Source organism: Alteromonas ulvae (assembly GCF_048987005.1).
Taxonomy (GTDB): Bacteria; Pseudomonadota; Gammaproteobacteria; order Enterobacterales; family Alteromonadaceae; genus Alteromonas.
Genome location: NZ_CP185261.1, coordinates 1,617,753 through 1,630,177, shown reverse-complemented (window position 1 = coordinate 1,630,177; position 12,425 = coordinate 1,617,753). Strand labels below are relative to the sequence as shown.

The 12,425-nt window shown below is 44.7% G+C and carries 10 protein-coding genes; 9 read left to right on the top strand and 1 reads right to left on the bottom strand.

Going from position 1 to position 12,425, the window contains the following annotated elements; genetic code table 11:
• Window positions 1-34 precede the first annotated feature (34 nt).
• Window positions 35-2,413 (bottom strand): TonB-dependent receptor, encoded by a 2,379-nt coding sequence (locus ACOJR9_RS07120; RefSeq protein WP_420935612.1) that lies wholly within the window; start codon window positions 2,411-2,413, stop codon window positions 35-37.
• Between the two features lie 266 nt (window positions 2,414-2,679).
• Between ACOJR9_RS07120 and ACOJR9_RS07115 the strand changes: the two genes are divergently transcribed.
• The 9 genes from ACOJR9_RS07115 to ACOJR9_RS07075 all read left to right on the top strand — a co-directional run bounded on the left by ACOJR9_RS07115 (window position 2,680) and on the right by ACOJR9_RS07075 (window position 12,358).
• Window positions 2,680-3,975 carry a GntP family permease gene (locus tag ACOJR9_RS07115; protein ID WP_420935611.1) on the top strand — a complete coding sequence of 432 codons (1,296 nt, stop codon included), beginning with the start codon at window positions 2,680-2,682 and terminating at the stop codon, window positions 3,973-3,975.
• Window positions 3,976-3,994: 19 nt separating this feature from the next.
• On the top strand, window positions 3,995-5,368 hold the full coding sequence (locus ACOJR9_RS07110; RefSeq protein ID WP_420935610.1) for an E22 family MetX-like putative esterase: 1,374 nt from the start codon (window positions 3,995-3,997) through the stop codon (window positions 5,366-5,368).
• 9 nt (window positions 5,369-5,377) lie between these two features.
• Entirely contained in the window at window positions 5,378-6,511 is a 1,134-nt protein-coding gene (locus ACOJR9_RS07105) for a polyhydroxybutyrate depolymerase (protein WP_420935609.1), read from the top strand.
• The gene (locus ACOJR9_RS07100; protein WP_420935608.1) at window positions 6,504-7,286 is read left to right on the top strand and encodes a 3-hydroxybutyrate dehydrogenase; all 783 of its coding nucleotides are present in this window, start codon (window positions 6,504-6,506) and stop codon (window positions 7,284-7,286) included. The genes ACOJR9_RS07105 and ACOJR9_RS07100 overlap by 8 nt, the downstream gene beginning before the upstream one ends.
• A 68-nt stretch (window positions 7,287-7,354) precedes the next feature.
• Window positions 7,355-8,230 carry an NAD(+) kinase gene (nadK, locus tag ACOJR9_RS07095; RefSeq protein ID WP_420935607.1) on the top strand — a complete coding sequence of 292 codons (876 nt, stop codon included), beginning with the start codon at window positions 7,355-7,357 and terminating at the stop codon, window positions 8,228-8,230.
• Between the two features lie 447 nt (window positions 8,231-8,677).
• The gene (dps, locus tag ACOJR9_RS07090) at window positions 8,678-9,187 is read left to right on the top strand and encodes a DNA starvation/stationary phase protection protein Dps (protein WP_420935606.1); all 510 of its coding nucleotides are present in this window, start codon (window positions 8,678-8,680) and stop codon (window positions 9,185-9,187) included.
• 380 nt (window positions 9,188-9,567) lie between these two features.
• Window positions 9,568-9,912 (top strand): DUF805 domain-containing protein, encoded by a 345-nt coding sequence (locus tag ACOJR9_RS07085; RefSeq protein ID WP_420935605.1) that lies wholly within the window; start codon window positions 9,568-9,570, stop codon window positions 9,910-9,912.
• A gap of 280 nt (window positions 9,913-10,192) precedes the next feature.
• Window positions 10,193-11,878: a DNA repair protein RecN gene (gene recN, locus ACOJR9_RS07080; protein ID WP_420935604.1), complete on the top strand. Its 1,686-nt coding sequence runs from the start codon at window positions 10,193-10,195 to the stop codon at window positions 11,876-11,878.
• Window positions 11,879-12,001: 123 nt separating this feature from the next.
• Window positions 12,002-12,358 (top strand): outer membrane protein assembly factor BamE, encoded by a 357-nt coding sequence (locus tag ACOJR9_RS07075; RefSeq protein WP_420935603.1) that lies wholly within the window; start codon window positions 12,002-12,004, stop codon window positions 12,356-12,358.
• Window positions 12,359-12,425 lie beyond the last annotated feature (67 nt).

Sequence of the window (12,425 nt, the reverse complement as noted above, 5' to 3'; positions counted from 1 at the left end):
AAGCGGGCTATTTACGTCTGCAGTTTATGTTCTATTAAAAACGATAGCCAAGAGTGAGATGAACCGTTCTGGGGTCGCCGTAATAACCAATTAGCGTTGTATCGCCGCCAAGCCCGGGTCCAAAGCTGTCTCCGTCGCGGGTAACAAAATCATAGCCGCCAGTAAGGTACTCTTCGTCGGTGAGATTCTTTACGTGAAGACCTGCGTACCAGTCGCCGTCTATGCTTTCCCAACGAGCGCTTAGGTTAACCATGCCGTACGCATCTTGTTGAATAAGATCACTCGCTTCGAAAAGCAAATAGTCATCCCTGTAGTAGTAGTTTGCGTTAAACGTGATATCGCCAAAGCTGGTTTCTAAGAGATAATTAGCATTTATATTGAAGGTGTTTTCTGGCGTACTTGCTGAACCAATAAGCGGTGGAATCGCATTATTTTCTTTAATTTCAAAGTCGATATAACCATATGCAACATCAAACTGAAGGTTTTCTGTGGCAATCCAAGTCATCTCTAACTCAGCACCGGTTGCGGCTGTCTCTGCGGCATTTCTCAAGCGTTGGTCAAGTGCAGTGGGGTCAGATAAATCGCCCTCTACACCAATATACTGTCTGTCGCTATGGTCGTAAGAAAAGAGCGTTACGTTCAATCGCAAGGTATCGCTTAAGTCACTTTTCATGCCCAACTCGAAGCTATCAACAACTTCAGGCCTTACCCCAGGCTCGTTTGTCTGCGCACGAGGATTAAAGGTGCCTGACTTGAAACCTTGAGAATAGCTAGCGAAAAACATCATGCTAGGGTCAAATTGATACTCTACTCCTACACGAGGCGTAAATCGTGACCAACTTTGCACTGCCGGGGCGTCTAAAACACCATCTCCGTCTGTATCGGTGCCGAGAACTTGAGGCACTAGCTGACCTTCAGGACGAACATAACCCTCAATCCAGCCAGTGGAAGGATATACGGTATCCAAAATAAGGCCGTTGTTAACAAACGCAGATTTTTCCTCGTCGGTGTAACGGGCACCAAGAGAAAGAGAGAGTTGATCGGTTATATTGTAATTAAGTTGTGCATAGGCGGCATAACTTTCTGAGTTGTTACAGCCGGTAACTTCTCGAGTAAGCCCGGGTGCACCCAATGACTGCCCTAGCACACCTAAAATGGCATTGAAATTACCACAGCTATCACCATCGTAAAAATAGAGCCCTGACACGACATCAAAATTATCGCCAAAATAATTCGCCTGTAATTCATGAGTGGTATTACTGTCGTCATACTCTGCCGGCACATCGAAAATAGGCAAAGGCGTATTATCAAAGTCGATGTTCGTCGGAGAATAGCTTTCACGATGAGAGCCTATGTATTTAAGCTCTAATTTATCATTGACGTTGTAGCGAGCAAGCCAGCTGTAGCCTTCAAGTTCAACTCTGTTTGATGTTGGCAAGCTCGTATAAGAGTCAAATTTAGAGTCGGGAACAGGCGCATCGGTCAATAAGCTCGGTATCAATCGATAACCGCCGCGAGCATTTGACGTATCTTCTGTTTTATCCCAACCAAAACGGAAGAACAAATCATCGCTAGCATGCACCTCCAGTGAGACTCTTGCTGCCCATAAATCTTTGTTATAGTTTTCTTTGTCTTGGTTTGGTAGTGCACTTAATAAGTACTCTCCAAAACCATCGCGATTTAAGTTAGCGTAGCCTACGCCCAAGTAAACCGTGTCCTCAACAAGGGGCACTTGACCAATCAATCTGATGTCACGCTGATTATAGCTGCCTACTGTAGCCTCTGCGTTCATTTGGGCATCACCCGTCATTTCCTTGGTGACATACTTAACTGCACCACCAATAGTATTTTTGCCATACAGCGTACCTTGGGGCCCACGCAATACCTCGATGCGCTGAACATTTAATAAATCGAGTACTGCGCCCTGTGGGCGCGCAATGTAGACATCGTCGACATAAATACCCACACCAGGTTCATAGCCCCATAAAGGATCTTGTTGACCTAAACCACGAATGAAGGCGGTTAATGTGTTGTTAGTTCCGCGACTGGTTTGCAAGGTGGTGTTTGGCGAGAATTGTTGTAATTCAGTAAGCACGCTAATGCCTTTTTCACCTAGCTCTATTGCGCCTACCGACGTTATGGCAACGGGCGTTTCTTGCAGTGATTCAATAGTTCGCCGTGCGGTCACTTCAATACGTTCTAGCTTACCTTTTTCATTTTCTGCTTGTTCTGTGTTGGCTGTTTGGCTATTAGCCTGTTGTGCCCAAGCAGGAGATGCACATAAACCTGCGGCTACAGCAATGGCGCACAAACTGTGGCGAGCAACTTTGTGACAAGACACTTTGTGATGAGAAACGTTGTGATGACTAATTGGCGTGCGGCCGTGACGCTTCGTGTGTGTTGTAGGTGACATAGTGAGTCCTTTTTTGTTCTAGGTGTTATTCACTGCTGGATGATTTGCTACGGTCACTAATCACTGTAGTTAATTAATTGTTAACAGTATGTAGTACCATCGTACTATGGGATTTTTGCAAAAGTAACGTCAAACTTTACGTGTAATTTGAATACGTTAGATTTATTGACAATAAGCTTGCGCGAAAGCAAGTCGGTTAGTAGATCTATAATCGACTTAACTGCTTTGGAATATCTGCGGTCACAGATTTTTAAAGGAAAACAACTATGTTAAGTATGATTGGCTTGGTAGGCGGGCTTTTGCTACTTATTGTGTTAACAATACGTGGAATGAACCTGTTTATCGCTGCCCCCCTGTGTGCGCTTATTGTGGCACTAACCAATAACATTGCGGTATTTACCGGCGATGTAAACTTTGTAGAAATCTATATGAGCGGTTTCTCAGGGTTTATTGCGTCGTGGTTTTTCATGTTTTTGCTGGGGGCGTTATTTGGCAAATTTATGGAAGACACTGGCGCGGCAGACTCGGTATCTCAATGGATAATCGCTAAAATTGGCTATAAGCAAGCTGTCTTGGCGGTAGTCATGGCCTGCGCCATACTTACCTACGGCGGCGTGAGCGTATTTGTGGTAGCATTTTCAGTCTACCCCATGGCGGTAAGCTTATTTAAAGATGCCAATTTGCCTAGACGATTCATTCCTGCCGCCATGGCCTTTGGCTCGGTAACGTTTACGATGACGTCGGCGGGCTCACCAGAGATTCAAAACTGGATCCCAATTAAATACTTGGGTACATCGCCTTTTGCTGCTTGGGAAGTCAGTTTAATTGTCGCTGTTTTAATGGCGATATTCGGATATTGGTGGCTTGCTAAAATGATTCGAAAAGCAGTTAATCAGGGTGAAGTTTTTGAGGCAAGGGAAAGCGACCCTGAAATTCAGGAAAGGGATCTACCACATCCATTTACCGGAATTGTGCCCCTGCTTGTTGTGCTTGCCATTTCGTTTTTATTTCACGAAGAACTGGCTCAGTTAGCGTTAATTCTAGCCTTGGGCGGCGGCGTATTGTGCTTACTAGCCATAAACTTTAAGTACTTTCAAAGTTTGCCTGTTGCCATCAATGCCGGCACCACTGGGGCCCTTATCGCCATAGGCAACACCGCTGCGGTTGTGGGGTTTGGCTCGATAGCAAAAAATACCGACGCATTTCAGCAAACGGTGGCCCTAATGACCCAAATACCTGGCAATGAGCTCATTGGTGCAGCTATCGCAGTAAGCGTGATAGCCGGCTTAACAGGCAGCGCCTCGGGCGGTCAAGCCATCGCCCTTCCCTTGGTGGGTCCACATTATATGGACCAGGGCGTAGAGCCAGAGCAACTGCACAGGATTGTGTCTATTTCATCGGGTGCGCTAGACTCCTTGCCACATAACGGTTACGTAGTAACCACTATTCGAGCAATTTGCCACGAAACGCACCAAGCAGCCTACTGGGCAGTGGGAGCACTGACTGTCGTTGTACCGATAATGGGCTTGGCACTGGCTATTGGCCTGTTTAGCATATTGTAAAAGAGGTAAGGGTTTTACTATGATTCAGTGTTTTTACGATATTCTAGTGCCAACGAATAGGTGTAGTGACAAGCAAATTTTACGTCTTCACCGCACTAAAGCATACTTATTTTTCGGCGGCAGACAAGCCAACAGAGTGCAAGTTGCACTGACAGCAAAGCTAACAAGTGGGCAAGCAATAAGAGTAGTAGGAGCGCTGCTTTTACAGTTTGCACTGGCAACTACTGCCGTGCACGCCAACGACAATGTGAATATCGATGAGCAATATCAACATACCCTGTTGGTGAATAAGCACACTTTTCACATGGACAGTTTCACTACCTTTGGTGGCAAAACTATCAAAGATGTAAAAGTAGGTTGGGAAGCTTACGGTAAGCTTAATGCACAAAAAGACAATGTGATTTTAATTACCCATTATTTTTCTGGTACGTCTCATGCAGCGGGTAAATACAGTGCTCTAGATGAAAATGCAGGGTACTGGGACAGTATAATTGGCCCTGGCAAAGCCATTGATACCAGTCGCTTTTTCGTTATAAGCGCAGACACTTTGGTGAATTTAAACGCTTATGATGAAAAGGTGGTCACCACTGGGCCCGCCACCATTAACCCGTCCACTGGAAAACCGTACGGATTAGAGTTTCCGGTGGTGACTATTCGCGACTTCGTTAACGTGCAAAAAGCCTTATTAGAAAGCTTAGGCATCAATAAACTGCATGCGGTGGTTGGCCCGTCAATGGGCGCTATGCAGGCCATAGATTGGGCCAGTGCTTATCCAAGCTGGGTTCCTAGAATGCTGTCGGTAATAGGCGCAGGGGAAAGCGATGCGTGGACGACAACGGCTCTTGAGCATTGGGCGACGCCAATCAGACTCGATACAAAATGGAACAAGGGTAATTACTCGCGGGAGGAAGCGCCAACGGACGGACTTACCGCATCGCTGATGCTGATAACGCAAAATGCCCTAACCCCTGAGTTTTTTAACGATCAAGGTAATATGCTAGGCTTTCAAAACCTAGAGCAAGCTCCCCTGTCTAGTATTAACGAACAACATTCTATCACAAAATGGTTAAGGGCGCGGGCGGCCGGCCGTGGTAAAAAGATGGATGCCAATCATTTGCTGTATCTAGTAAGAGCGTGTCAGCTTTTTGTCGCAGGACATAAAGACAATTTAGATGTGGGACTAGACAACATTAAAGCGAAGACGCTGTTTCTGCCCGCCGATTCTGATTTATTACTGATGCCCTATTTAGCCAAAGATGCACATCAAAAACTTGATCAACGAGGGACAAGCAGCGATTACACCGAACTTCAAGGGTCACTCGGACACCTAGAGGGCGTGGCAAACATATCAAAACAGGCAAACGCTATTCGTCAGTTTTTGGAAAATGAGTAAAGGATTTTTATGATGACTATTAACACTATTATCAAAGCAGCCCTGGCAAGTAGTCTTTGCTTTTCCATTGCCTTGCACGCGCAAACAAAAGCAGAAGGCATACCGGAGCTATCTCTCGATTTATCTGACGTCACCGTATCGGGGTTGTCTTCTGGTGGATACATGGCCACGCAGTTTCAACTGGCTCACAGCGATTGGGTTAAGGGTGTAGGGGTATTGGCAGCTGGCCCGTACTTTTGTGCCAAGGGCGATATTTCAACGGCACTTGCCCAGTGCGTCAACAAGACCGACACGCAACCAAATTTACAGGTTTTAAATGAGCAAGCGGCACAGTATGCAAAGGCGGGAAAGCTTGCTGACTTAGACAATATGAAAGATGCCAGGGTATGGTTATTTCATGGCACGCGTGACGTGCGAATTGCCAGTGAAGTTAGCGATGCCTTATTCGAGCAATACACAATGTGGACAGACACTCAAAACATAAAATACGTTAACGACATGTCTATCGCCCACCTGTTTCCAACGAAAACGAACGGAACCGACTGTACGACATCAGAAAGCCCCTTTATTGGTAACTGTGATTATGACGCCGCTGGCGACATGCTTAATCATCTCGTAGATGGGTTAACGGCACCTGACGATGAGTTGTCAGGTTCACTGCATGCTATTAACCAACAGGATATTGCGGGTAGCAATGCCAAAACTCTGGCCAGTGAAGGCTTTGTTTACGTACCGCAAAGCTGTGCAAGCGGGGAAAGCTGCCGGGCACACATCAGTTTTCACGGGTGTAACCAATACGCTGAAGCCGTGGACGATGCCTATACCTCGCAAACAGGGCTGAATGACTGGGCCGATGACAACAATATGATTGTGCTGTATCCGCAAACAAAAAAATCTCTCTTCATGCCGCTTAACCCTCAAGGTTGCTGGGACTGGTGGGGATATGCTTCAAAGGACTACGCGAACAGAGATGGCGATCAGATAAAGGCGATAAATGCGCTTTTACTTTCTCTTAATACGTTATCCTCGCCCAGATCAAAAAACACATCTCAAGAAGTGCCTCAAACTGCACTTCCTTCGAAACAGCACACTAGCGCTCAGCAGCAGATAGAGCCTATGAAACAGGAAGGTTTCAATGAATAAGCGAACGGTATTTATCACTGGGGGAGCTAGTGGTATTGGTTTGGGTATAGCTGAATCGTTGGTTAAACAAGGTCACCACGTCATTGTGGCAGATATCAACGAAAGTGCAGCGCAAGAGGCTGCAGCTGCGCTAGCCAGTAATGCTAGCAGTATAAATGATGGCAGCGCTAGCGCTGTAGCGGTCGATGTGTGTGACGCAGCACAAATTGCTGCCCTGCCTGAAGTGCTCGGTAAGCTGACCGTCGACGTATTAATTAATAACGCAGGCATCCAACACGTTTCCAACCTTGAAGACTTTCCTGCTGAAAAATGGCAGCAGCTAATTAATATTATGTTGGTTGGCCCTGCGCTAACCACGCAAGCGCTTTTGCCAGCCATGAAAGCTCAAAACTTTGGGCGTATTATTAACGTTGGATCTATTCACTCTCTTGTCGCCTCGCCGTTTAAGTCGGCCTATGTGGCTGCGAAGCATGGCTTGCTAGGACTTGCTAAAACCGTAGCATTAGAGACTGGTGACTATGATATTACTATTAACACCTTGTGCCCCGCCTATGTAAAAACCCCTTTAGTTGAACAACAAATAGCGGCTCAAGCCAAGGAAAACAGCATGACAGAGGATGAGGTAGTAAGAAAAATCATGCTTGAACCTATGCCAAAGAAGCAGTTTATTGAAGTTCAAGAGTTAGCCGATACGGCTACATTTTTAATGACAAACAGCGCCAAAAACATTACGGGCCAAGCAATAACCCTAGATGGCGGCTGGACCGCAAGGTAAACCTTCCCTTTTACAAAACACTTGTGCTAATGTCCAAACCATTGGAAATGAGAGGACATTAGCGTTCCATGCCCTACCAAACCGTTGCTTTAATTGGAAAACCTCAGCACGAGGCCACTCACGACAGCTTAAATTTACTTGCCGATTATTTACTCGCAAAAGGATGCGAGCTATTGGTTGAGGAAAGTATCACTAAAGAGCTAGAAACCGACAAGATTAGAAGCTGCGACCTAGTCGCTATCGGTAAAGAAGCTGATCTAGCTGTTGTCGTTGGTGGAGATGGCAGCATGCTTGGCGCCGCTCGCGTGCTTGCCCGTTTCGATATCCATGTTGTGGGTGTGAATAGAGGTAACCTAGGTTTTCTCACCGACATTCATCCTGACGATATCATTCAGCAACTTGACTACATCTTTAACGGGGAGTGTTTCGTTGAAGAACGTTTTTTACTGGAAGTGGGCGTTTATCGACACGAGAAGTTAAAAAGTAATAGCTCGGCCGTTAATGAAGTCGTGCTGCATCATGGCAAAGTGGCTCACATGATGGAGTTCGAAATTTATATTGACGATCAGTTTGTGTTTAGTCAGCGCAGTGACGGTTTAATTGTATCGACGCCAACAGGCTCAACCGCCTATTCTCTCTCTGCAGGCGGACCTATCATTATGCCAAAACTAGATGCGCTTACCTTAGTACCCATGTTCCCGCATACCCTGAGCAGCAGACCTATTGTGGTAGATGCCGACAGTCAGGTATCGATGAAAGTGTCAAAAGTGAATAGTGACTCATTACAAGTAAGTTGCGACAGCCACATCGTATTACCGGTTTTACCTGGCGATGAAATTCGCATAAACAAAAGTATCGATAAACTTCACTTAGTACACCCTAAGGGCTACAGCTACTTCAACGTACTCCGTAAAAAGCTGGGCTGGGGCAGTAAGCTCTACTAATGTAGGGCACTCGCCTTCTGTCATACGTGTGGCCGCCATACATATAGATGGAGCACCTATGGCTTTATTTACCCTGTCGTCACAAATTTTTCGAATTTCTCGAGCATCGCGAACTTTGTGGCAAGTTAACCGGCTTTTCTACCTAATGTTCGCCCTGTTATAGAGAGAACACTGAATTTTTTACACGGCTAATCATTTTTCGAGCATCTTTTTCGCATCTTTTCAATAAACCTATCACATTGAAAAATAAAGAAAAATTAACCTTTGCAAATTTATTCAATTAAATTAGTTACTTATAATTTTGGTACAAGTCGGCATACCGGTTGCAACACCATATGCAACTGGTTCGATAATCTATGTTGTTTCAGCTTAGCCTTTGAAGGTCGAGAGATTCGATAAGTATTATCAACACCTATTTACCGAAGCGATAATAAGGAGTTTATTATTATGAGTAACAACGAAATTAAATTCACTGCACCAGGTATGGATAACGACACTGCAGCAAGCACTATCAAAACGTTAGAGCAACGTTTGGTGGCGCTACTTGATCTGCAGCTTACCTTGAAGCACATTCACTGGAATGTAGTAGGTCCAAACTTCATTGGTGTACACGAAATGCTAGACCCACAAGTTGATGCGGTGCGCGAAATGACTGATACCATTGCAGAACGAATTGCCACACTAGGTGGCGTACCGAAAGGCACACCAAAAGCGATTGTAGAGGGCCGTTCGTGGCATGATTATGAGTTAGGCAAAGGCTTAGTGACCGACCATTTAAAAGCGCTAGATGCAGTGTATGACGGCGTAAATGGCGATCACCGCAAAGCGATAGAGGGTCTAGGCGACCTAGATCCCGTATCGGAAGATATGATCACAGGTCAACTCGCTGATTTAGAGCAGTTCCAATGGTTCGTAAGAGCGCATTTAGAATCGGGTAGCGGCGAATTAGCCCAATAGTTCCATCGGTTAATAGCACCGATAGGAAGATAAAGGAAGGCCAACGTGGCCTTCCTTTTTTTCTCACTTGTACCTATCTTTAACGTAATGCAAGTCATTACATCAGGTGGAATTACCATTAGTTTTATAGTGAACACTTGCACAAAAAGTTGTAGGCTAAATTTTGAAGCAGAGGTCTTGCGAACAGTGAAAAGTGTGTGCTTTGTCTATAAAAAACGAAGTTATACCAGTCCGCATGCAAATATTAGTCGAAGCCAAAAACATGGTGCAAAAAACAAAAATTAAAGACAATACTGACATGGAGATATGCTGCTAGTCTGATGTAATTCAGCACCGATTGCTGAAACCAGACATCATTAAAAAAATAGGAGTTCCATTGAATGGACTATTTTACAAAAGCGCTTAAACACTACGCTGATTTTACAGGCCGTGCGCGGCGCACAGAATACTGGATGTTTTATCTGTTCTACATTATTTTTTACATTGTGTGTTCAGCCGTTGGATACTTCCTTGGCACTGAATTTATAACGATGATTTACGCCCTTGGGCTATTAATTCCCTTGCTAAGTGCAGGTGCAAGGCGTTTACATGACACTGGCCGCTCAGGTTGGTGGCAGTTACTCAATCTAATCCCGCTTATTGGCTCAATTGTATTAATTGTTTTTTTTGCCCAAGACAGCCATGAAGATAATGAATATGGACCAAACCCTAAAGCGAACCTATAGGTCTCAGTTGTAGGCTTAGGTTGCAGCGATTGCACATAGTGTTGTGGTTTACCTGTATGAACAACAGGCGAATTTAAATAAAGCGCAACAGACAAGCCGTTCATAAACATACCGCAAGGTCTGCATAGAGCCCAAAAATAGTGGTTCAGATAAAAATGTTCAGCAAACAATACTTCGCAAATCGACAGATTGTCGTTCGACTATACTTTACATTTTATAAATACTGTATATATTTACATGTACTATATATTATCATGTTCAACTTTATCAGAGTGTGGTTATGTTAGCGAATCTTTCGATATCAAATTTTGCCGTTGTAAGGCAACTTTCTGTTCATTTTGAAAATGGCCTCACTGCCGTTACAGGTGAGACAGGGGCAGGTAAATCAATTGCCATTGATGCATTAAGCTTATGCCTTGGTGAAAGGGCCGATGCAAATGCGGTAAGAAAAGGTTCAGCGAAAGCCGAAATAGTGGCGCACTTCGCACTTGCTGATAATGCAAGTGCAAAAGCATTTCTCGACGAACATGAATTGACCTCTGATGAAGACGAAACCAGCTGCTTTATTCGCCGGGTAATATCGAAAGAAGGTCGCTCAAAAGCCTTCATCAACGGCACTCCAGTATCTTTACAGCAACTAAAAGGTCTCGGCCAAACACTGCTTTCCATTCATGGTCAAAACACCCATTTACAGCTATTAAAAGAAGATTATCAGCGCCAACTTATTGATAGTTACGCAGACCATTCTCATTTATTGAATGATGTTAAAGACGCTTATGGCTCGTGGAGAGACAAACAAAAAACGCTCAGTGAGCTGCGTTCGAAGGCTCAACAAAGAGAAGATCGTCTGCAGTTACTTACCTATCAAGTGCAAGAGCTCGACGAGTTTGCCATTGAGAATGGCGAATTTGAAGAACTTGAAATTGAGCACAAGCGCTTAAGCAACGGTCAGAGTTTATTAGAACAAGCCCAAACCAGTGTGTATAACCTTTATGAAAATGATGAAGGGAATGCGCTGGCCGTTATTCAAAGCAGTATTGAGAAGCTTGGTGAATTAGAAGCACACGATGCGAGCCTAACGCCTATCATTGCCCTTCTCAACGACGCATCAATTCAAGTTGAAGAGGCAGCCAGCGAACTGCGTGGTTACTGCGATCAACTGGAAATAGACCCTCTGCGTTTACAGCAGGTTGAAGCTCGCTACTCAAAAGCGTTGGAACTGGCTCGTAAACACGCCGTAACACCTGAAGAACTTGCTCAACATCACCAGTTATTGTCGCAAGAATTTGCTGCACTTGGTGAGCAGGAAAGCTTACTCGGTACACTCGAACACGACGTTGAAGCAGCAAGGCAACATTATTTGGTGGCAACAAGCAGTTTATCTGAAAGCCGAATGAAAGCAGCCCAAAGTTTTGCAAACGACATTGAATCTCAAATTCAGCAAATGAATATGCCGCACGCTAAAGTGTGTATTGATATTCTGTATGACGAACTGAGAAAGCCCGCGGTGAGTGGTTTAGATACGATTGCCTTTAAAGTATCAACGAACCCTGGGCAAGATGCCGACGTATTAGAGAAAGTGGTATCAGGCGGTGAGCTTTCTCGAATAGGTTTAGCTATTCAGGTTATTGCTAGCGATAGTCATGCTACCCCCACTATGATTTTTGACGAAGTGGACACCGGTATTAGCGGCCCAACCGCTTCAATTGTAGGTGCACTGTTAAGAAAATTAGGAACGCAGTTTCAGGTTATGTGTGTCACCCACTTACCTCAAGTGGCGGCACAAGCACATAATCAGCTTTTTGTTACCAAGCTTACTGATGGCGAAAGTACAGAAACACAGATGATACCGCTGACTAAACAAGACCGAATTGACGAACTCGCACGACTGTTAGCTGGCGACAAAGTAACCAAGACGGCACTTGCTAACGCAAAAGAGCTGCTAAAAAGCGCTTCATCGAACTAAAATGCAGTTGATTGGTCATAGTTGTCAATGTAGCATGCCTTCGCGCTAGCATTTAAACAGCTGAGGTTTATCTTTGAGGAGACCTTTAGGCACTGACAAAGGCAATACTGGACTTATATACGCATGAAGTTGTACCACCTTATAGTTATTCTTTGCATTACATTTACCAACACGGCTTGCTCTAACTGGATTTTCAGAATTGACGTTCCGCAGGGCAATTTTCTAGATCAGCGTGATGTTGAAAAACTGCGTATTAATATGACAAAAGAGCAAGTTATCTACGTGTTAGGTAATCCTGTTGTTCAAGACTCTTTTGATAACGACACGTGGTATTACGTTTACGATATGAAGCGTGGCATGAAAGACCGGGGCGACGACTTCCAGCGTCAGATGATCATCACGTTTGAAGATAATAAAGTAGTAAAAGTTGAAGGCGACTTTGAGCTGTCTGAAGACTTCAATACTCCGCTAGACGAGTAGTTTATACAAATCGGCTTACCGCGCTGCAGTCGGATAAAACAAAAGCGGGATGTTAAATCTACTATTT